Origin of the sequence: Spirosoma terrae (assembly GCF_010435915.1) — a bacterium.
GTDB lineage: Bacteria > Bacteroidota > Bacteroidia > Cytophagales > Spirosomataceae > Spirosoma > Spirosoma terrae.
In genome coordinates this window covers 16,766-39,632 of the sequence record NZ_JAAFZH010000008.1, presented here as the reverse complement: position 1 = coordinate 39,632, position 22,867 = coordinate 16,766, and the positions used below count along the sequence as shown (strand labels likewise).

General features: G+C 47.7%; 14 protein-coding genes and 1 tRNA gene. 6 read left to right on the top strand and 9 right to left on the bottom strand.

Annotated elements, in window-relative coordinates; genetic code table 11:
- Positions 1-36: 36 nt before the first annotated feature.
- From GK108_RS17730 to GK108_RS17720, 3 genes are all read left to right on the top strand, one after another.
- Complete coding sequence (locus GK108_RS17730) at positions 37-1,572, top strand: C1 family peptidase (RefSeq protein ID WP_163951489.1); 1,536 nt, start codon at positions 37-39, stop codon at positions 1,570-1,572.
- Positions 1,573-1,735: 163 nt separating this feature from the next.
- On the top strand, positions 1,736-2,551 hold the full coding sequence (locus tag GK108_RS17725) for a TerC family protein (RefSeq protein WP_163951487.1): 816 nt from the start codon (positions 1,736-1,738) through the stop codon (positions 2,549-2,551).
- Positions 2,552-2,627: 76 nt separating this feature from the next.
- On the top strand, positions 2,628-4,190 hold the full coding sequence (locus GK108_RS17720; RefSeq protein ID WP_163951485.1) for an NADH-quinone oxidoreductase subunit N: 1,563 nt from the start codon (positions 2,628-2,630) through the stop codon (positions 4,188-4,190).
- Between the two features lie 11 nt (positions 4,191-4,201).
- Here GK108_RS17720 and GK108_RS17715 read toward each other — a convergent pair whose 3' ends face one another.
- The 5 genes from GK108_RS17715 to GK108_RS17695 all read right to left on the bottom strand — a co-directional run bounded on the left by GK108_RS17715 (position 4,202) and on the right by GK108_RS17695 (position 9,740).
- Positions 4,202-4,822 carry an ABC transporter ATP-binding protein gene (locus GK108_RS17715; RefSeq protein WP_163951483.1) on the bottom strand — a complete coding sequence of 207 codons (621 nt, stop codon included), beginning with the start codon at positions 4,820-4,822 and terminating at the stop codon, positions 4,202-4,204.
- Between the two features lie 105 nt (positions 4,823-4,927).
- Positions 4,928-5,722 (bottom strand): acyl-ACP--UDP-N-acetylglucosamine O-acyltransferase, encoded by a 795-nt coding sequence (gene lpxA / locus GK108_RS17710; protein WP_163951481.1) that lies wholly within the window; start codon positions 5,720-5,722, stop codon positions 4,928-4,930.
- Between the two features lie 67 nt (positions 5,723-5,789).
- Positions 5,790-7,184 (bottom strand): bifunctional UDP-3-O-[3-hydroxymyristoyl] N-acetylglucosamine deacetylase/3-hydroxyacyl-ACP dehydratase, encoded by a 1,395-nt coding sequence (locus GK108_RS17705; protein WP_163951479.1) that lies wholly within the window; start codon positions 7,182-7,184, stop codon positions 5,790-5,792.
- Positions 7,185-7,277: 93 nt separating this feature from the next.
- A complete protein-coding gene (gene lpxD, locus GK108_RS17700) occupies positions 7,278-8,306 on the bottom strand; it encodes a UDP-3-O-(3-hydroxymyristoyl)glucosamine N-acyltransferase (protein WP_163951477.1) in 1,029 nt (342 codons plus the stop codon).
- 177 nt (positions 8,307-8,483) lie between these two features.
- Positions 8,484-9,740: an HD domain-containing protein gene (locus GK108_RS17695; RefSeq protein ID WP_163951475.1), complete on the bottom strand. Its 1,257-nt coding sequence runs from the start codon at positions 9,738-9,740 to the stop codon at positions 8,484-8,486.
- A 126-nt stretch (positions 9,741-9,866) separates the two neighbouring features.
- Here GK108_RS17695 and GK108_RS17690 point away from each other — a divergent pair.
- Both GK108_RS17690 and GK108_RS17685 read left to right on the top strand, forming a co-directional pair.
- A tRNA-Ile gene (locus tag GK108_RS17690) sits at positions 9,867-9,943 on the top strand.
- Positions 9,944-10,183: 240 nt separating this feature from the next.
- Positions 10,184-10,459, top strand: coding sequence for a hypothetical protein (locus GK108_RS17685; protein ID WP_163951473.1), 276 nt, complete (start codon positions 10,184-10,186; stop codon positions 10,457-10,459).
- Positions 10,460-10,606: 147 nt separating this feature from the next.
- On the opposite strand, the gene GK108_RS17680 is transcribed toward GK108_RS17685, so the two are convergent.
- From GK108_RS17680 to GK108_RS17670, 3 genes are all read right to left on the bottom strand, one after another.
- Positions 10,607-12,184, bottom strand: coding sequence for a RagB/SusD family nutrient uptake outer membrane protein (locus tag GK108_RS17680; protein ID WP_163951471.1), 1,578 nt, complete (start codon positions 12,182-12,184; stop codon positions 10,607-10,609).
- A 12-nt stretch (positions 12,185-12,196) separates the two neighbouring features.
- A complete protein-coding gene (locus GK108_RS17675) occupies positions 12,197-15,247 on the bottom strand; it encodes a SusC/RagA family TonB-linked outer membrane protein (RefSeq protein ID WP_163951469.1) in 3,051 nt (1,016 codons plus the stop codon).
- 320 nt (positions 15,248-15,567) lie between these two features.
- Complete coding sequence (locus GK108_RS17670; RefSeq protein ID WP_212592828.1) at positions 15,568-16,122, bottom strand: DUF4269 domain-containing protein; 555 nt, start codon at positions 16,120-16,122, stop codon at positions 15,568-15,570.
- A gap of 267 nt (positions 16,123-16,389) precedes the next feature.
- On the opposite strand from GK108_RS17670, the gene GK108_RS17665 reads away from it, so the two are divergent.
- A complete protein-coding gene (locus tag GK108_RS17665) occupies positions 16,390-18,687 on the top strand; it encodes a tetratricopeptide repeat protein (RefSeq protein WP_163951468.1) in 2,298 nt (765 codons plus the stop codon).
- 216 nt (positions 18,688-18,903) lie between these two features.
- Here the strand turns inward: GK108_RS17665 and GK108_RS17660 are convergent, their stop codons facing one another.
- Complete coding sequence (locus GK108_RS17660; protein WP_163951465.1) at positions 18,904-22,500, bottom strand: FG-GAP-like repeat-containing protein; 3,597 nt, start codon at positions 22,498-22,500, stop codon at positions 18,904-18,906.
- Between the last annotated feature and the right edge of the window lie 367 nt (positions 22,501-22,867).

Genomic DNA, 22,867 nt, shown 5'->3' with positions numbered 1-22,867 from the left:
GATGTGGCCGTCCAGGCAACTTACTGTATGACTGTTATGAAACCAGCTACCCTATTCATACGCTTTGGAATTACAGCGCTGCTAACCACTGGGCTAACGATTCTGGTTGCTCACGCTCAGGATAAACGAAAATATGCGGACGGACTAAAACTCAACCGAACCCGATCACTCACGGTGAAGACCAAAGCACCTTTGGCAACCCGTAGCTTTGCCAATCTGCCCGCCGAAATTTCCTACGAAAAATTCTGTCCGAGTGTGGGCGACCAGGGGCAGCAGGCTACGTCGGTTGCCTTCGCCACAGCCTATTACCTCCGGACAATTATGGAGGGGAAAGAAAAGAATATTACGCAGAGAAACCAGCTCGACGAGGCCCGGTTTTCACCGACGTTTGTTTATGATAAAATCCGGGACCCCAAAGATGTGAATTGTAAGGGGGGGGGCACTATTGAAGAAGCACTGGACATTTTAAAATTAGACGGAGCTCCGCGCTTACGAACCTTAAGCTACCCACTTTGTAATCAGGCCATTCCACCAGCAGCCTCCAAAGAAGCCACCCAGTTCCGAATTGGCGATTATCAGCAATTATTTACAGAACAAACCGATGCTGCCCAAAAAGTACTGACTGTAAAGAAAGCGCTGGCAGAAGGTAACCCGGTTGTAGCCGGTATCGGCGCTCCCCTCTCCTTCGAAGAAGCCCGCACCGTATGGGAACCTGCTCCCAATGAAAAAGCCGACGATATTCTATACAATCAGGCGATATGCGTTATTGGTTATGATGACAAACAACACGGTGGGGCCTTCCGAATTGTCAATAGCTGGAATACTGGCTGGGGCGAAAAAGGGTTCTGTTGGATTCCGTACAGTTATTTCGGAAAATTTGTTCTCAATGCCTTTCAGGTCTATAGCGCCGAGTCTGAGCCAGGAAACCGCCCCGGCACAGTAATTCTGACCAGCTCTAACAAAGGAAATAAAGGAGCAGACATTCGGTTGACTGATGGTCAGCGCCGGGGTTCCGCTGAACTTAAACTTAACGATGGTTCAGCCATGGAGGTAACTCGTCAGGCATCACGCGATCTAAAAGTAGTTGCCGACGAATCGGCCCCTACGGACATTAAAGCGTATCGGGTCGTAAAGCCCTACGAATCAGGCACCCGATTTAAGTTTTTCCTGAACAATTCCGAAAATGCGTATGTATATGCACTCACAACCCATAAAGATGGTGAAATAGAGAAGCTATTTCCCGCCGACGAATTGATCAGCCCGTTACTAGGCCCTAATACAACAATCGCCTACCCATCAGAAAACAGTTCCATCGTGATGGAAAAACATAAAGGAAACAAGTATGATTATTTGTTGATACTATTCTCCAAACGTCCACTCAACATGGAAGGCTTCATTAAAACACTTGATCGAAAGAAAGGCCCTTTAGACAAGCGTTTGACCGAAGTGCTGGGCGATCAGCTTGTGAAACAGGAGCAAATCAAGTACAATCCTGATCAGATTGCTTTTGAGGTAAAGCCAGAGGTAACGGGCAACATTGTTCCCTTACTGATTGAGCTACAATATAAATAAGGGTTTCTCCAGAAGTCCGTACAGTACGATAACTACGTAGTACGGCTTCTGGACCGACTAGTCAATTAAATCACCTTTCGTCCGCTTAAAGGCTTTTTTATCAAACAAGTTGTTGCAGAGCAGAGTTTGAGCCAATATTTTTGAGCCGTACATTTGTTCAACCATGAGCGATCTCTTCTCTGCTGCATCCATTGTAAGCTTGCTGACCCTGACATTTCTGGAAATTGTCCTGGGTATCGACAACATCATTTTCATTTCCATTGCTGCTAACAAATTAGCCCCTGGCGATCAGCCTAAAGCACGTAACATCGGGTTAGCGCTAGCCATGGCATTCCGGCTGCTGCTGCTGCTTGGTATTTCGTTTGTTATTTCACTGAGCAAGCCATTCACCCACGTTGATGCGGGCTGGTTTAAAGCTGCCTTTACGGGTCAAAGCCTGATTTTGTTTGGTGGTGGCCTATTCCTGCTCTATAAAGCGACCTCCGAAATTCACCACAAACTGGAAGGAAGTGATCATGACGACGTAGAAGGAGGCAGTACTAAGGGAAAAGCAACCATTGCCAGCGTTGTTACGCAGATTGCCATCACCAATATTGTCTTTTCGATCGACTCAATTCTGACGGCTATTGGCCTGACCCAGAACGTCACCATCATGATGATATCAGTTATTCTGTCTATTTTGATCATGATGTTTTTCGCGGGTCCCGTTGGCAAATTCGTTAACGAGCACCCAACCATTCAGATGCTGGGGCTGGCATTCCTGATCATGATTGGTTTTATGCTGGTGGCAGAAGGTGCCCACTTATCGGAAGTCGTTATTTTCGATCAGGAAATTGGTAGCGTACCGAAAGGCTATCTTTACTTCGCCATTGCGTTCTCGCTGCTGGTCGAATTCCTCAATATTCGGTTGCGGAAAAAACAGGCTCCGATCCAGCTTCATGGCTATGAGGAAGAAGCCCACCGCGACGGTATGATTTAATCCAACGTTTCAGGTAGTTGCCCAACGGATCACCGATCAGCTACCTGAAACTACTCACCAGTTACTCATTACCGATTTGCCTCTCATTGATCAACTTAATGACCTACTAAGTAGCCTCGGCGGATTTGGCCCCATACTTTGGCTGTCATTTGCTTTCTGTTCGCTTCTGATCGCTGAACTTATTCTGGCTCGCACCACATCGTCAGCCCAAAAGCGGAAATGGCTGGCTATTGTAACCATTCTCGCTCTTGGCATCACTACGTATTGGACAGTTGCATCGTCAACAAGAGGCTTCCTGTTCCTCCATCTTTTATTCGTTGATAATCAGGCCATTTTCCTGCAGCTACTCATCGCGCTGGCGGGTATTTTTGTGGTCCTGTACGAGCTGATTACTACGTCTGATCACGTTGTTACGTCTACTGCGTCCTCTGCCCGGTCGGAACGCTTGCCCGTAGAATGGTATTCTCTGCTGCTGGCTATACTCATTGGATTATTTCTGATGACTATATCCGTTAACCTGCTCAGTATTTACCTCAGCATCGAGCTGGTTTCTATCTGCTCGTATTTATTAACGGCGCTTACTGCCGAGCGGAAAACGTCTGAAGGTGGCCTGAAATACCTGCTTTTTGGTGCTGTCAGCTCAGCGATCATGCTCTACGGAATGTCGTTGCTCTACGGGATCACCGGTACGCTCGATTTAACAACGGAGGCCTTTGGGATGGAGCTCGCTCATCAGGACAGCGCCGTCGTGATTGTAGCCATGCTACTCACCTTAGCCGGGTTATTGTTCAAACTTGCTGGCGTACCCTTTCACATCTGGACGCCCGATGCTTACGAAGCGGCTCCTATTCCAGTGGCAGCCTTTTTTTCTGTTGCGCCTAAAGCAGCTGCCATCCTGGTTCTGATGCGGCTAGTGACGGTTCTACCAGCCGAACTATCGACGGCCGATATGATTTTAGGCGCCAGTACGGCCTCTTTGCAAACGCCTTTAGCCGTTCTGGCTCTGGCCGGGATTCTAATTGGTAATCTATCCGCACTCAGGCAGACCAATGCGAAGCGACTCCTGGCTTACTCTACCATAGCGCATGCCGGCTTTCTGCTGGTGGGCGTAGTAGCGTTCAATCAGGCGGGTTTCGAAGCGGTCTTTTTTTATATCAGTACGTATCTGTTTATCTCCCTGGCGGCTTTTTTCCTGATTGATTTGCTGATCCGAAGGGTTGATCAGGAAGAGTCTGTTGACCCATTTACACTTAGTCGGCTGACAGGTTTAGGGGCCAAATTCCCTTTTATTGCTGTGGCCCTGACCGTGGTGATGCTAGCGCTGACGGGGCTACCGCCGACTGTTGGCTTTACGGCCAAACTACTGGCATTCTCCGCTTTGTTTGATGCTTATCAGCACTCCAGCGACAATTGGTTGCTGGCACTTTTTGTGCTGGGCCTACTCAATGCGCTGATTTCTCTGGTCTACTACCTTAAAATTCCTTTCCTGCTTTTCTTTCGGGCAACACCAGAATCGAATCGAATTGATACGAGTGAATTACCCGTCTCGGTCTTATTGCTTACCCTTGTGCTTGTCATACCCATAATCGGATTATTTGTCAAACCCGACTGGCTGCTAAACGTAATGACAGGTTGGTAACCAGCCGTTGGTTATTTCCATTGTGTTACGTCCAGCACGTTTGAACAGAAGGTATATTCTTCCGGCTGATTCGACCCAATTAATAAGAGTTGATCGGGCGAGAGCTGTTGAACCTGCTCCAGATACCAGGCAGCCCCCTGTCGATCAAGATTGGACGTAGGTTCATCCAGAATGACGACCGGTGACTGAGAGAAAAAAGCCAGGCCAAGTTTCACCCGTTGTTTCATCCCCGATGAAAAGTATTTAATTTCTTTATGCCGGGCGTGCGAGAGCAGCAGCCGTTCGGCTACGTCGTCGGGCGAGAGATTATTTTTGAAGGGTTTGAACGTTTGATGGAACAACAACAATTCGTTTAGTGTAAGCTCTTCCACCAACTCAAGATAAGGAGCCGCAATACTAACCTTCCGAAACCAGTCGTCAGCCTCCAGCTCCTTTCCCTGCTCCGTATAGCTCAGTTTTCCCTCGGTTAGAGGCAAACTCCCAGAAAGGAGTTGCAGCAATGTTGATTTACCGCTCCCGTTTGGCCCAACGAACGTATAGCTCGTACCAGCCGTGAGTGTTACGTTTACATGCCGAAAAATCCACTCCTTCCGGTACTTTTTACCCAACTGCTCTGCTTTGATTGTTAGCATAAAAGATTCTTATAGCCAGCTATTTTGTTGCTCGTACACTAAAACGGAAATGGCCTGTGATTCCCACAGGCCATAATACCAATTATGAGGAGCTATAAACAACGCTTAATCCCGTTCTCCATTAGCCGAAGGCCCTCGCATAATACCCCGTTCAGAGCTACGGATAAAGTTTACAATCTCATCACGCTCATTAGACGGCGGCAATTCAAGTTCTATCTGCGTTAAGGCCTCGGCATTATTCAGACCACGCATATAGATGTAGCGATAGATGTCCTGAATTTCATTGATCTTGCTGTTCTCAAACCCTCTACGCCGTAACCCGATTGAGTTGATGCCTGTATAGGAGAGCGGTTCGCGAGCCGCTTTCGTAAAGGGCGGAACATCCTTACGAACTAAAGAGCCCCCCGATATCATAGCATGCGCACCAATTTTGACCCACTGATGCACCGAGCTAGACCCACCAATAATGGCCCAGTCGCCCATGTGCACATGCCCACCCATCTGTACATTGTTGATGATCAGACAGTTATTGCCGATTCTACAATCGTGTGCTACGTGGGCATAGGCCATGATCAGGCAGTTGCTACCAATCTCGGTCTTCCAATGCTCTTCTGTTCCCCGGCTGATGGTTGCGTATTCACGAACAGTCGTATTATCGCCAATGAACGTTAGCGTGTATTCGTTATTAAACTTTAAATCCTGCGGAGTCGATGAAATAACCGCTCCCGGATAAATTTTACAGTTACGGCCTATCCGCGACCCTTCGTTAATAACGGCATGTGAACCAATCCATGTTCCTTCAGCAATTTCAACGTCTTTATGAATGATGGCAAAAGGCTCAATCACGACGTTCTGCGCAATTTTCGCTTCAGGATGAATATAAGCTAATGGTTGAATCATATTCTCAATTCAAATAGTTTACCGGTTCAGGATACACGAATCCGTAGGCTGAACGATAAACTGAAGACTATTTTTTCTTTACCAGGCTGGCAATCATATCCGCTTCACACACCAGTTGGTTGGCCACGTAGCCGCGACCCTGCATTTTCACAATACCGCGTTTCATGGGCGAGGTAAACTCGCATCTAAAGATTACGGTATCGCCGGGCAAAACGTTGCGACGGAACCGGCAATTCTCGATTCCGATCAGGTAAGGCCAGTAATTCTCAGGATCTGAAACGGTGCTAAGCACCAGAATACCACCTGTTTGTGCCATAGCTTCCAATTGCATAACGCCGGGCATCACAGGATTGCCAGGGAAATGGCCAGGGAAAAATGGCTCATTCATGGTCACGTTTTTGATACCTACCACACTATTTTCGTCCAGCGCAATGATTTTATCAATCATCTGGAACGGATAACGGTGCGCTAATATCTGCGATATTCGATTGATATCGAGTACGGGTGGCTGCGTTGGGTCGTACTGAGGAACCTGATTAGTCGCGTTTTTCTGAATGAGTTTTTTGATCTTTTTGGCAAACGCTACGTTAGCCGCATGACCGGGCCGGGCCGCCAGAATCTGTGCTTTGATCGGCCGTCCGATCAGGGCCAGATCGCCAATCACATCCAGAAGCTTATGGCGCGCCATCTCATTCGGGTAATGTAACTGAATATTGTTCAGAATACCCTCCCGCTTATTTACACTTACTTTTGGCTTGTGAAGCAAGTCGGCCAGATAATCCAGTTCTCCATCTTCAACATCCCGATCGACAATGACGATGGCATTTGTCAGGTCTCCGCCTTTAATCAGGTTTTGCTTGTAAAGCATCTCCAGCTCGTGCAGGAATACAAACGTACGTGAACTGGCAATCTGCTCTGGGAACTGACTGATATCATTCAGATAAGCGTGCTGACTGCTGATTACCCGCGAATTATAATCGACCATTACGGTCAGCCGATAGTCGTTGAGGGGCAATGCTGCCAGTTCGATATCTTTCTCTGAGTTCCGATAATGAACGTATTCGTTCACCTCGAAATAGTTACGCGTTGCGTTTTGTTCCTCGATACCGGCCGACTGAAGCGCTTTTATAAATTGGATCGACGAACCATCCATAATGGGCGGTTCTGGCCCATCGAGCTGAATCAGAACGTTATCCAGTTGCAGACCAACCAGAGCCGCCAGTGTGTGTTCAACGGTATGTACCCGAGCGCCACTCTGTTCGATAGTCGTACCCCGCGATAAATCAACGACATTGTCGACATCCGCATCAACAATGGGTTGACCCGGAAGATCGATACGTTGAAATTTATAGCCGTGGTTTGTGGGAGCGGGCAGGAAAGTCATTGTTGCCGCAACACCCGTGTGCAAACCTACACCAGATACTGAAACGGCCTTCTGAATCGTCTGTTGTTTGGTATTCATTCTTATCCAGTTTTCAGTTTTCAGTTTTAGTCGTATTGAGTAGACGGGTGAATTCTGCCCAATCAATCATACACTAAAACGGCAAACTGTAAACTATTTATCTGTTTTCTTTTCCAAATCACTCAATCGCCGTTCCAGGTCCGGTAATCGCCGGAAAACAGCTAATGAGCGCATACTTTCTTTTAATCCAAAGGCGGGCGAACTATTAATGGCTGTCCCTTCCTCGGCTATGCTTTTACCTACTCCCGATTGTGCCCCAACTTTTGTTCCGTTGGCGATACTCAAATGGCCAGCAAAGCCTACCTGCCCGGCAATAACGCAATTTTCACCAATTTTAGTAGATCCTGAAACACCCGTTTGAGCGGCAATAACCGTGTTTTTACCAATCTCAACATTATGTCCGATCTGAATCAGGTTATCCAGTTTTACGCCCTGCCGAATAATCGTCGAGCCCATTGTGGCACAGTCGATTGTCGTATTTGATCCGACATTAACGAAATCTTCCAGAATTACATTACCAAGCTGCGGAATCGTTTTATACGTTCCGTCCTGCTGCGGTGCAAAGCCAAAACCTTCACTGCCAATCACCGCATTAGGGTGAATGACACAGTACTGGCCAATAATTGAATTGTCCAGTATTCGGGCTCCCGTATGAATAATGGTATTATCACCAATACGAACGTTATCACCAACATAAGCATGCGGATGAATTTTAACGTTACGTCCAATCCGGCAATTGCGGCCTACGTAGGAGAAAGCGCCCCGATACACCTGATCACCAACCTGCGTCCCGTCGCCGGTATAGGCTGGCTGTTCGACACCCACCCGCGCAAAACTCAATCGAGTATGGTATTCCTCCAGCAACCGGGTAAAAGCGGTATAGGAGTTTTCAACAAAAATAAGCGCTGCTGAAACCGGTTTCCTTGGCTGAAACGTCCGGTCAACAATCACCGCCGATGCCTGCGTGGTATAGAGGTGTGGCTCATATTTAAGGTTCGACAGAAATGAGATATCTCCGGGTCGCCCTTCCTCTATTTTTGCTAATTTAGTAATTGCCAGAGTATCATTCCCAGTTACCTCTCCCCCCAACAACGTAGCAATCTGCTTGACTGTAAACTCCATATGCGTATGATAACCATCGCAAAACAGTCGCTTATTCCGACTATTTTGGCCGCTAAGGTAGGCAACAAATTGCACTTTTTGGATAAAATCACCGGAAATAGTGTCGATATTCTGGTAAGTTAGTAAGGCTCGGGCTTGCAAGCTGGTAGCAAGCTCAATCAGAATACCCCTTACAGCCTACTGACTTACCGATTTCACCACCATTTTCAGGTCTTTTGCCCAGCATACGTAGTACCGACGAACGATATTTGTCAATACATGAACGTTCGATAAATCGGAGGCATCCGCAATATCGATCACCTTTCCTGTTTTGAGTTTAATGGCTATACGATCCTGCAACGGTAAGTAAGCGGCATTGGTAGCCTGCCCTTCTACCAGAAAATACGATAATTCCTCCTCGCCTATCCCTAATTCCTTAAGCTGTTGCTCCAGCTCATTCAGTAGTTCACCGGCAAATGGCTCCGTCGACAATATGATTTTGAACAATCGGCGATCGAGCAGCATCCGACAGAGTGTCGATAAAACCGTATCGTTATGCAACGCCCACTGCTTCACACAGAACCAAACATCGTAATCGTCGAGTTGCGTAAATGCATTAATATACAGCTGATTCGACAGGAAAGCATCCAGCGAAACACTTTCCCGCAGAAACAACATAAACGTATCGGGCGCAAACACGGGCTCGCCCTGCCGAATCAGGAAGCGCGCCCGACGCAAAATCTGAATGAGCATCGACTCACAACAAATGGAAGTCTTGTGCAGATAAACCTGCCAGTACATTAACCGCCTGGCATTCAGAAAATTTTCTACACTTAAAACGCCTTTCGCTTCAACAACCAGTTGATCATCGACCAGGTCCAGCATTTTAATGATTCGTTCGGCACCGATGGCACCTTCTGCCACTCCTGTGTAATAACCATCCCGATTAAGATAGTCCATCCGATCCATATCGAGCTGGCTCGAAATCAGCTGATGGAAAAATGGGCGTTCGTAAGTTCCTTCAAACATCTGAATCGCCATTGTCAGCCGTCCACCGAACTGACGATTCAGTTCGTTCATCAACAGCAACGAAATTTTTTCGTGGTGCACATCGTCCAGCAAACAGCATTCCAGCACGTGCGAAAACGGACCATGCCCAATGTCGTGGAGCAGAATCGCAATCTGCGCCGATTCGCATTCGTCATCGGTCAGATAATGCCCTTTGCTACGTAGCGTTTGTGTGGCCTGCCCCATCAGATGCATGGCTCCCAGCGCATGGTGGAACCGGGTATGCAATGCACCCGGATACACGTATTCCGACAAACCAAGCTGTTTGATCCGTCGTAAACGCTGGAAATACGGATGCTCAACCAGATCGTATAGTAATGCCGTCGGGATTGTTATAAATCCGTAGACGGGATCATTCAATATTTTCTTTTTGTTAAACGCTGACATTCAGCAAAGATAGGCAGACAGATCAACAGGAATGACAGGTTTTTTGACAGATAATCGGTAATCGTTTATCATTCTGTTGAAAAATTCGTAATTTTGCCCTGCTGAATTGGACACCCAATCAGCAACGGGCTTGTAACTCAGTTGGTTAGAGTGCCTGACTCATAATCAGTAAGTCGCAGGTTCGAGCCCTGCCTGGCCCACCAGACCTAAAACCACTTAGCGTAACGTTAAGTGGTTTTTCTTTTTAGGTTAGTTTTGCCATCTAACAGCCATTAGGCTCAAAAATAACCCTTTGCAATCTTTTCCTATCGTCGTAATCGTGTAAACAGGAATAGAACGTATATACGTTTAATAAATATTCGAAAAAATCACGCTGAAACGCGTCCTGGCAGGCAAACAACCTACAAAAAAAAAGGTTAGCTTTATCATAAATCGGATAAGACATGACAACGTATACACTTCTGTATGTGCTGATTGGTGTTGGATACGCTTCTACAATAGACTTCATTCTGCACAAAACTCACATTCGTTTCAACAGCAAGTTTATCTATACAGCCCTTACCTGGGGGCCAATCTTGCTGGTAGCTTTGTTTAGCATTACGTATATAGCCGCAAAACGGTATATAGATGAGTGGCAATTGACCCACAAAGAACGACCGATCAATACCAGAGCTATTAATCAGCACGATTCTGATTTTTATACTGCCCAATCGGCCTAGTCGACTTCATTCCTCTGGAAGGATACGCTATCGTTAGGTATGCTCAACCGATGAGCTCATTTTCGGCATTCATAAACGGCAAATCCGCTGGTCTGAAACGAACGATATTATTGTTTCAGGCCAGCGGATTTATTTTTTATTGACTACTTAGTAACCCGGATTTTGGGTCATATTTGCATTCACTGCCATTTGCTGAATAGGAATAGGGAATAACAGATATTTTGGATCGCTCGTGTAATTCTTCTCGTAAAAAGGCTGCAAAAACTTCCCAAAACGTATTAAATCCTGCCGTCTCCAATTCTCTAAATACAATTCGCGTCCTCGTTCATCCAGCAACACATTCAGGTCTACAGAGGCCAGGGCGCTAGCTCCACGAGACGAATGAGTCCGAATAGCATTGACCAGTTCCAGCGCCGTACTACCGTAAGAACCTGCACTAGTCGGTGTTCCTCCACGTAATATTGCTTCTGCCTTCATCAACAATACGTCGGCCAGTCGAAAATACACATAATCATTGTCGATCAGTCGACTGCCATCGTTGGCGTAATCGATCGGGTACTTGATGGGGCGAATACCCGGCTGCTCCAGGTTGGCTCCCGTCTCAATAATTTTTACCTCTTTGGTAAAAATCAACGGATTACCGGCCCGATCTTTCAAGGGTACGTCTGTGGTCAGATTATACTGCTGGCCAATCAGGAAGCCTGTGTTGATACGATTACCCGGATTAGGCAGCCCTCCCGGGCTCTTATAGGCAGTACCTAACCGCTTATCGGTGGCTTCATACTTGTCGTAAAAGTCAGGAATAATTACCCAACCATTGTTTCCAGTCGGGTTTTGGTTAGGATGCAGGAACGTAACCCATCGATTTCGAAGGTTTGCACTTGGCGATACGCCCCCTACATTTTCCTGAGTCCAGATGTTCTCTTTCCCAATAGTTGTATTGTTGGGCGCAAAACTGTCGTAGTAATTAGCCGTAAACGAATATTTATTACTATTGATAATCTCATCGGCCAGGCTAATTACCTTGTTCATGTCCTCAGCCGCAAAGGTTGGCGTCGCCCGATTGGCATACGCGCCTTTGTTGAGATACAGTTTCATCAGAAATACACGGGCGGCATCTTTATTGGCCAGTCCGGCAGGGCCATCCGGCAAATTACTCTGAATGGCAGTCACTTCGCTAATAATGTAATTCAGCGCATCCATGCCTTTACGTACCTTGGAAGCCTGTACTACGCTCTCCCCCGGCTCCCGATACGGTACCTGATCGTATAAATCCAGCAACCAGAACATACACCAGGCCCGTATAAAACGAGCTTCGGCCGACTGCTGAGGAGTTGGATTGAACCGTAACATATCCGTTGCCGCAAAAATACCCCCGCTCATATTATTGAACGTATTGATAACCCGGATATGGTTACCATCCCAGCGATGCTGGTGCAACTGACGCCAGGTGCCATTATCATCCCAGTCCGGGCCGCGAGTGGGTCCCATCATGGCATCGGTGGTCATTTCGCAGAGCGCGTTCAACTGCGAATTATTTTGAAACGGCTCCCGAATTGAGTTATAAACACCCGTCAACAAAGCGGCTGTATTGGCTGAGGTAGACGGGCTAATCTGATTGGCGGTCAGATCGCCCTGAAATTTCTCTTCCAGATCGGTACAACTACCAAGGCTAAGTACCAGACCAACCGTGCAGATACGTATTAGATTATTTTTCAAAGACATTATCGTAAGGGTTTATAAGGAGAAGTTGATGCCAAACATGAGGGTACGGGCTGGTGGATAAGCCGCATAATCGATGCCTACCGACGGAACCCCATTGATTGCCTTATTGACATTGACTTCCGGGTCGAAGCCGGTGTATTTGGAAATAACAAACAGGTTTTGACCCGTTACATACACTGATGCGCCCCGAATTGCTTTTCCTACATTCCCAATGGCGTACGAAAGCGTAGCGTTTGTCATCTTCAGGTAATCTCCTTTCTCCAGGAATCGCGACGATGGTGTTACCGGATTAGCGATTGATTCTTTTGTTGGCTCTTTGAACAACGACAATCCGATATTCCGCCCGCCATTGATCAGCCCAACACTGATAACGGCATTGTTGGTATTGTTGTAAATATCATGTCCGAAAGCTCCGTTCATATTAGCAATCAGCGATAGCTTTTTATACCGAAGTGTCGTGCTTAATCCTAACAAGGTTTTAGGATTAGGATTACCAACGTAGAAAAACGTATTTCCCGCATCTTCATACGTAGCAAGGCCAGTCGATTCATTCATACCCAGATATCGGCGGGTAAAAAAGGCATTGATGGGCAAACCGTTCTGAATTACCTCTACCGAAACCCCGCTAAGTCCCGGCCCACTCAAGGCACCAGTCAGAATAGGCGCGGTTAACCCAGACACACTATTCTTGATAAAAGTGGCATTGGCGGCCAAATCCCAGCTGAAGTTTTCCTTACTGATCACCGAAGCCTCAAGGGCGACTTCCAGCCCTTTGTTTTCAATACGCCCGTCCAGGTTGATCCACCGAATAACCGATCCGGGCGGAGCGGGCTGAATTGGCGGACTGGGGAACAATAAGTCAGTAGTGGTTTTATTGAAATAATCGACCGTTGCCGACAACCGATTGTTCAATAACGCTACGTCAAAACCAACGTTAAACTGCTTGTCAGACTGCCACTTTAGATCTGGGTTAGGGTTATTGGTCTGGCCTAGTCCGCCATTGTCGGTAAACGAATAGCGGGCCTGCGACGATCCCGAGGGGAACTCCTGATTACCCGTTTTACCCCAGCCGCCCCGCAGCTTTAACGAATTGATGGTACTTATCTGGAAGAACTTCTCATTGCTGATATTCCAGGCGGCCGAGAATGACGGGAAGTAACCATACTTATTATTTGCCCCAAACTTACTGGAACCATCCGCACGTAACGTAGCGGTTATCAAATAGCGGTCTTTGTAATTACCAATAGCCCGGCCAAAATACGACTGCAGTTCAGACGTAGGATCAACAAACGACGAAACAGTCCGACCAGTTGTATTCGAATACTGAATGTAATTCGTATAGTCGAGACCATAATTACCAAAACCGGATGCAGGCCCTAACGCACTCATAGCCGACCCTTTATTGGCAAAACTCATGTACTCAAAGCCAACCAGTGCATTCAGGTTCAGATCCGGCAAAATGTCTTTGTTAAAATTCAGCGTATGCGTGAATTGCTGGGTGCTGAGTTCGCTGTTTCCGATACTGGCCCATCCCCGCCCCTGGGTTGCGTTGATGTTAATATCCTGGTGAATAGAAGCCCGACGTCCACCCGCGCTGTAATTAATGCTATACAGCATCCGGTATTCCAGCCAGTCGGTAAACTTAAAATAGGGCGAGATACTGGCTAGAATGGTGGTTACCTTCGATTGGTCGTTATATAACTCCGACATAGCCAGCGGATTGATCACTGCCCCCGCTTTGATGTTGAGACTACCATTGGCTTTCCGCAGCGAATCAGTAGGGTTCCATTGTAGCGCATGCCCAATCAAACTACCATTCGATCCCGCATCGTTGGTAATGGCGGCAATATCTTCAATGTACTGGCTGGAATTTACGTTCATGTCTAACCCCAGCTTTTTGCTCTCCAAAAACTTTAGATTACCGGAAAAATTAGCCGTGTACTTTTTAAAACCCGTTTTATTGATAATGCCCTCCTGATTCAGATAGCCCGCCGATATACGGTATTTGCCACTTTCATTCCCTCCACTAACAGCAATCGTATAGTTCTGCTGCATTCCTTTCCGCAAAATGGCATCGAAAGCATCCACGTTTCCACCCCGATCATTCAAGGGGCTAACACCGTAGTACTTGATGGCTTCCCGGTATTGGTCGGCATTCAGTACGTCTATTTTCCGAAAAATGGTCGATACGCCCGTGTTGAGCCCTACGTCAACTTTAGCCTGCCCAGACTGGCCCCGTTTGGTATTGATGATGACGACACCGTAGGCCGCTCGGGAGCCATAAATAGCGGTAGCCGAGGCATCTTTCAATACATCAATGGAGGCAATATCGGCTGGGTTTAGAAAGTTAAGCGGGTTACCACCGGGCGTATTACCGAGGCCGTTGGCATTTAATCCTGGCCGGGCCGAACGGTTATCGAGTGGCACCCCGTCTACTACGTATAAGGGTTGACCGCTCCCCGTAATAGCCGAATTTCCGCGAATTTTTACCGTTGCGGCTCCGCCCGGCTGCCCACTGTTATTGAGAATCTGCACGCCGGAAACCTTCCCCTGAATCAATTGATCGGGAGACGTAAAATTACCCTTATTAAAATCTTTGGCTGTTACCGACGTTACGGCACCAGTAAGATCCTTTTTACGGGCCGTTCCGTAGCCTACAACGACAATTTCGTCGAGCGACTTCGTTTCAGGTTTTAACGTAACATTCACGACCGTCTGATTGCTCACCGCTACGTCCTGGGAGACATAGCCCACAAAACTGAACGTTATCGTTACAGCGCCATCTGCCACCGTCAATCGATAGGCACCATCTTTATCGGTTACGGTTCCTCGCTGAGTTCCTTTCATTAACACCGATACGCCCGGTAAACCAGCCCCCGTCTCATCAGACACGATACCCGAAATAGCCCGGTCGGCAGGTTGATCACTTGGCATTGGATGGTTTCGGCTCATAGACGCTACGTCTCTTGGGGAGCCATAACTTACTGTGAATAAACACAGTACTACCTGAAGGCAGCCCGTATACAGGATACGCTGCCACTGTCTGGAAAAAATTTTCTGCATAAAAAGATTAAGGGTTAAAGGAAAAACAGGATTGTGGCAACCAGGAAAGGAGCAATTTCATAATCAGTATTTTTTGAAGATAAAATTGTCAGTTACCACTATTCAGTAAGAGCGCAGAAAACAGGTGTTAACCTCTTTTTTTTTGAAAAATATTTTTGACCGACTCAAACCAGACCGAGCAGATTTATAGCGAAGCAGTTTAGACATTTGTTTTCCCCTGGCTCTTACGCCTACCAGAAACGAAAAATCGGAACCTGGCAGGCTCCGATTCGCGGGAAAGCATCTGTTATTCAATCAGTTTATATCGGTCAGGACAAAGGCTAGTCAAACAGCAGTAAGCCTTCGTAGGGATCACCCTGAATGCCAAGCAGTTTAGCGAAAGCAGGCTCTGTTTTGTATCCACTCCGTTTTAGCTCAATAACTGCCTGCCGAAACGTTTCGCCACGTTCTTCCAGGAGTTTATGTTCGATAAGCAGATGTCGATAAGCCATCTGATGTCGGGTGGGTACGTTCTGACCAAAAATTTCGATATCAAAGCGCCCAATCCGGCAATTGGCAATCACTACTTCCCGGTCGGATACTATCGATTCCTGAATTGTGAAGGCAAATTCCGTTTCAAAACCAGCCAGAACAGCCTTGTAAAAAGCAGCCCGGTTTGTCCAGTAGCAGATAATGTCAAGATCGCTGCTGTCAATATCAATATTGATCGGAATAGTCCCGGCTAGTATCGGATCAAACGAGGTCAGTTTTTGCAGAACGCGGTGCTCGGTCAATAGGGCAAAAGCTTCCCGTTGCCGGGCTGTCCCATATTGCAAATAATCTATCGTATCAAATATCATCGACGTATCTGAAGTTATATCTAACAGAGCACCCATAGTGCTGACTAGGCTAGTAAGCGATACTACGTTCCAACTCACCAACGTAATGTTTTGGTCGTATTATCTAGTTTAGTCCGATAAAGAAATTCTGCCTCATTTAACTAGCTAATACGTCTCAACAGCAAGGCTTTCCGATGAGTAAGTCGCCAGAATTTCAAACCTGATCATTAGTTTATTGGGCCCGAATAGGCTATACTTGTAGTAAGACTTTTCTTGATTAGTAAGGAAAAAGCAGTACGCATACATCCTCTTTTATCCGCTTTTATGAAATACGAATATCTCCTGATTTACCTGCTGATGGTAGTACAGGCTAGCCAGGCTCAAACGCCCAAGCTGGATAGCCTGAATCGGCTTATTAATCAGGCTTCTTCCGATACCGCCCGCATTAGTCTTATCAATAAAAAAATTGACTTGCTCGTCGACGTAAATATCGATTCAGCGTTGGCTTTGAGCCTCAAAACTATTGGACAGGCCCAAAAGATCAATTTTAAAGCTGGTGAAATTTCGGCCCGTCGCAGTCTGGCTGGTTGCTATATTTTGAAAGGCGACTACACGGCCGCCAAAAACAATCTGAAAACTGCGGAGGATATGGCTATTTCCCTGAAAGAAATGAGTCGACTCCTGAAGGTCTACAATACGTATGGCATGCTGTATGGTATGCAGAGCAAATACGATAGCTCAATCGCCTTCTTCCAGAAAGGCATTCCTATTGCCGAACAGGGCGCCGACAAGAGCGGTCTGGAAAAACTATATATGAATATCGGTACGTCATACAGCATGCTATCGAATCATCCTGAAGCACTACGGTATGAACAAAAAGCCTTACGACTAGCCGAAACAAATAACAACTACAGGAACCAGGCGCTCTGTCTCGTCAATATGGCGAACACCTACAAGGCAATGGGCGACGATCTGCGAGCTGAACAGCGCTATACCAGAGCCATAAAACTAGCCCAACAGGAAGGGCTGAAAAATGTGGAGTTATATGCCTACTCCAACATGGCCACTATCTATACCAGTCAGCGCAAGAGCCAGAAAGCGTATGAGTTTGCCAGTATGGCGGCAAAACTGAGCAAGGAAATGGGCGATCAGGGCATGGAAGCCGCCAGTCTGACAACGGCAGCAACCAGCCTGGCCGAACAGAAAAAATTTGCAGAAGCGGAACGCTTAGGAAAGAGCGCCATAGACATTGCGAATGAATCCCGGCAACCGCTCAATATTCATCAGGCTTATGCGTCGATGGGCACTATTCTGAAAATGCAGAATAAGTATGCAGCCGCTATTTCCTCCTACGAAAAAGGGTTTGCGGCTCTGAAAGACGCCGATATTTACGATAGCCAGACCGGAGACATTTATCGGGAACTATCCGACTGTTACGAAAAAACGGGCGACTATCGCCGGGCACTTTCTACCTACAAAATAGCCGCTACCATTGCCGACTCCGTTCGGGGCAAAGAAAACATTCGTAAGTCCACTGAACTTAGTATGAATTACGAATTCGAGAAAAAAGAACAGGCTGCCCAGATAGAACAACAAAAACAAAACGCAATTGCCGAAGCCCGGCAGATAGCCTTGCTATCGGGGCTGGTACTCATGCTGCTACTGGCTGGCGTTTCGTTTTACGCCTACCGGACCAAACACAAAGCCAATACGTTGCTGGAAGCGCAGAAACAGCAGCTTCAACAACAAAAATCGCAACTCGAAGAGCAGAAAGTACAGCTTCAGAAAACCCTTACTGAGCTTCAATCGACACAACGACAACTGGTTCAGGCCGAAAAAATGGCTACTATGGGTAAGCTGACCAAGGGTATTGTTGACCGTATTCTTAATCCACTCAATTACATCAATAACTTCTCGCTGGCCGCCAAAGACCTGCTTCGGGAGGTTACGGACGTAACGCAGAAATATCAACCAACCTTCGATCCCAACGATCTGGATGACCTGGAAGATTCCAGTACCATGCTTAGCCAGAATCTGGACAAAATCAATCAGCACGGCAACAGCACAGCCCGTATCTTACAGGGTATGCAAAAGCTACTCAAAGAACGGTCGTCGACGTTTGCTACGCTCGATGTCAATCATTTTCTGGAGCAGCACATCAGCAACTCACTGCAGAAAGCAGTGGCGGACTATACACCGCCCTTGTCTGTAGAACTGATCTTTCATCTTCAGCCGCAGCCTCTCGAAGTAACCCTGCTTACACATGAGTTTACCGAAGTAATCGCCAATCTGATCGACAATTCCTGTTATTCGTTATCAGAGCAGCAACGTCGGCAGGCCGATTTCAAGCCTGCAATCCAAGTCTCTACACAACAACTCGACGATCAGGCCGAGATTCGTATTCGGGATAATGGCCGGGGTATACCGCCTAAAGAATTGGCTCAGTTGTTCAATCCATTCTTCACGACCAAACCAACCGCTAAAGGAACCGGTCTTGGCTTATACATGAGTAAGGATGTTATTGAATACCTCCAGGGGCATATGAAAATCGAATCCAAAGAAGGCGAATATACCGACGTAATTATCCACCTCCCCCTCGTCACCGCCGAAAGCATCGCCTAAACAACGTAATTGTCCCCGACAGCATCCTGCTGTCTGACTCATGAACTCTCCTCCGTTGCTAATCGCAGTTCGGACAGCAGGATGCTGTCGGGGATAATTACGTAATACAGCAGCACAACGTTCATGTGACACAAAAAGTCAGGGTCCCGACCAATGGAGCGAAGACGCTCTTCTGTCGGGACCCTGACTTTTTGTTAAGGCTATTCAATCAGCCCTTTATGGCTTCAGAAGCTTGACCAGTTGGCGCTGCGTTGACGTACTGACTTGTAACAGCAGCGTACCTTTACCGGAGTTGACCGGAATACTGGCTCGTTCGACCTGACCGGCTTTATTGATCTGCTGCTTGCCTAGAACACGCCCCTGCTGATCAACCAGTTCAATCTGAACGGTCTGTCCACTCGCGCCCGTAATTTCAATCTCAGCGTCTTTCCCATCAACGGGATTGCCCAGCACTTTTACCTCCAACTGATTGCCCGTTTCCGTTACGCCAACACGAGCCGGAGCGTTACAGGCCGCCAGCCAGTTGTACACGTAGCTAGCAGTGATAGTACCTTGCTTGGCGCTTAATCGGATCACCGGATTGTCGATATTCAGGTCAATACTGTATGGCCCCGGATCGGTGGTTGGTAGTCGCTCATTCACAATCGAGAAGCTGATAGGCTGCCCCGTTACGCCCGCATATTGCGGGTTGAACGACAATCGGCGGTTATTAGCGTTTAAGGTTTCACAACGTATCGTGGTTACACCTGTTATGGTAAAGGCCCCCGGCGTTGTAGAGACCGGATTTACCACCAGCTGGAAGCTTGTGTTCACCGATAAACCACCAGGATCAAAAGCGGTAACGGTCACATTCGACACACCGGTTGCCGACGCACTACCACTGATAACACTGCCTGACAGGGTTATTCCGGCGGGCAATCCATCAGCCGAGAACGTAAGGGGCTGCTGCTCTGGATCAGCGAAGTAGTTTTTCAACTCAAGCTGGAAAGCTTGTCCCTGAACAATAGTCCGGCTCGCAATACCTGTTGTTCGGGGCGGCTGGTTCGGACTTGATCCCAACTGACAAGACGCCCACCAGTTGTACTGAAAACGAGCTTCCTGACTTCCTGCCTGATTGGCCACCAACGTAATAATTGGGTTGTCGGTATACAACCGAACCGAATATGGAGGAGGATCGGTGGTCACCAGTTTTTCGTTCACAATGGAGAACGAGATAGGATTACTGTTCTGCCCGGCATATTGCGGTGTAAAACTAACCTGATAGCCTCCTTTAGCGGCATCGACCAATTGGCAAGTAACCATCGTTACCGACGTAATGGAGAATCCACTGGCAGCTGGCAGAATCGATAGCACCACTGGGGCAGAAGCAGGACTCGTACAGCTATTTTGCGTGCAGGTAGCCGTAAGCGTATAGTTGCCCGGCTGCGTAAAGGTGTATACGGCTCCGTTAGCGGTTCCCGTTCCGCCCTGCGCGCTCCAGTTTACGGTACCACTCGTACAACCCGACGCCGTCACAGAAATTGGCTGATTCGTTGTGTTCTGTGCACTAGCCTGTAAGGTAGGTGCTGCCAGCTCAGAATTATTGACCACTTCGGTCTGGGCCGTTGCCGAGCATCCCGTGGAAGCGGTTACGGTTACGCTGTAGACACCACCCGTATTCACCGTAGCCGTGTTACTGCTAACACCACCAGTCTGAGTCACGCCTGGGCTAAAGACATACGTATAGGTCGTAGCGGCCGGTGCATTGGCGGCAGCCGCTCTTGCAGAACCAGGTCTTACCGAAAGAGGTACCATCTCCGTAGCAGTTGCCGTCAGAAGTACAACTGGCTTGGCACAGGTCAGCGGCCCATCGTTCGTTAGTGACACCGACAATGGTGGACAGAACACCTGGAAAACAGTTGGGTTGCTGGTGCCTTCTGTGCTAGGATCATTGGTCAGTACGGTTGTTTCGTTCGATTGATTGTTATCCGCGTCATAATTAACACGTCCCTGATTACTGATCGTCTGACCACCCGTACCATTTTTTATCGTTGCTTCGATCGTAATCGTAATTAGCGTGCCCGGCGAGAAGAAGCCATTCCATGTAACAGAATTCGTCGACACATTCGCGACAGCATTGCCCGTGGTGGCCGTAGCCGACACCAGACTTAGACTGGTTGGTAGCACATCGGTAAACTCATCCCCCGAGTTGTCGTACTGAAAGTGTGACCCAGGATCGATAACGATCGTATACGTAACAGCACCTCCCGGCGCAAAATTGCCTGTCACCGTTTTAGTAGCACTGACCGCTGAACTCGCTGGTTGAACCGTCAAATCAAACGTTGTGGATGTGAGGCTATTACAGGTACTCGTCACCACCAATACGTAAGACCCCGACTGAGCCGTTGTCACCTGGTTCAGCGTCAACGTAGCATCGGTCTGGCCTTCAACGGCATTTCCGTTTCGATACCATTGGAAACTAGAATTTGGCCCACTAACCGAAACAGGCACGACCACATTCGTTCCAGCCGCTACGGTCGACCCACTGGCGGGCTGCTCCGTAATGATCGCCTGCTGCACCACTACGTTAAAACCATCACTGAATAAAATAACGTCCTCCCCATCAATTATCCGGAGGAAATAAAGCCCGGCATCATCCGGCTGAAGATTATTCAGCGTTAATGTAGCCGTATTTTGCCCCTGAACCGGCGTATCGGAAGATTGGGTGTTGCGAAACCACTGATACTGGGGTTGCCCCTCCCCATCTCTCCAGACAGACACGGTTGTACTAACCGACGCTCCGGCACAAACTGCTACGCTGGCGGGATCGGGCTGGTGCGTAATTCGAAGCGCATTTCGTAGATAGGATATAGTACCCGATGGTTGCCCAACTACTACATCATTATCCCCATCCTGATCCAGATCCCCTAACTCGATCTGCGACAATGGCCCTATATTCAGCCCTTCAAATGGATTACCCTCGCCGATAATCTGGATAAAAACCGGATTCTGTGGCGTTCCTATATTTCTATAATACGTAATCGGCAATCCCGAAAACGCTACGTCCAAATCTTCATCGCCATCTAAATCGCCAATAATTGGGTTTGACACAACGCTGGTTCTGCGGATAGCCGAAAATGGGTTATCACATCCGGTAACTTCCTGAAAGGAAGCTGCGCTCGGACTGCCCACGTTGCGCAGATAATGGATGGCCGTATTGGTGATGACCAGCATATCCAGATCCCCATCCGCATCGAAATCGGCCAGGCTCACATAGGTGTAGCCTTCATTCGTATAATCGATACCCGGCACGATGTTCTGGTTGTTCGGGCCCGCAGCCGCTCGCCCGCGATTGGAGCCCCGTGGAATAATCCCCTGTGCATAAATGGGATTGGTTCGGGTACCATTGTTAAAAAATGGCAAAATCAGGCCATCCCGATTACCCGTTACGGCATCCAGATCGCCATCGCCATCTAAATCGCCAAAGGCAAATTTGAGGTTCTTGTTAGACCCGACATTGGGCTGCGGGATGGGAACACTCTCCGAAAGAATAAAAACAGGTTGCGTACTGGGTGGGATAACGCCCGTGTTGATGTAATACTGAATAGCTCCATCAAACTTCGTTACAATCATATCCAGATCGCCATCGCCGTCCAGATCAGCCAGCGAGGTAGACGTACCGCCCGATCCAGTATTGACTGTATTAAAGGGGTTCGAGTTTCCAGATTCAGATCTAAATCCTTGCCCCAAAACCACCTTGGTCAGTCCAGGCCACGCTAGTAAAATGAGGCTCACGAAACAGATACGTGCATGCTCAGATAAAAATTTTTTCATAAAAAACGAGAGATTTTGGCCGGGGAATAGCACATCTAAAAACTACTAATTAAGGACGTGAATAGTACTATCAATGCTGACGTTCGGGGGCTCCTTATTCGTCAGGAATCGGGTTTCTGGTATGTAGTCGATACCAGGCTTACATAGCCTGTCTGCCTTCTTTTTTGTCGTCAATGGATCAGACGTTATACGCGGAATCATCGATAATCGAATACGTAGCACTATGCTCCGGCAACGCTCAATGCCAGAAGCGTTGAATGAAGGCTTTTCTTAATAAGCGAAAGGTAGGAAACAAGCAATCACCAGGTCGTTAAATGGTTGCCATCTACCGAATATTGAGTGTGAATAACCGATTTATGGGAGTGAA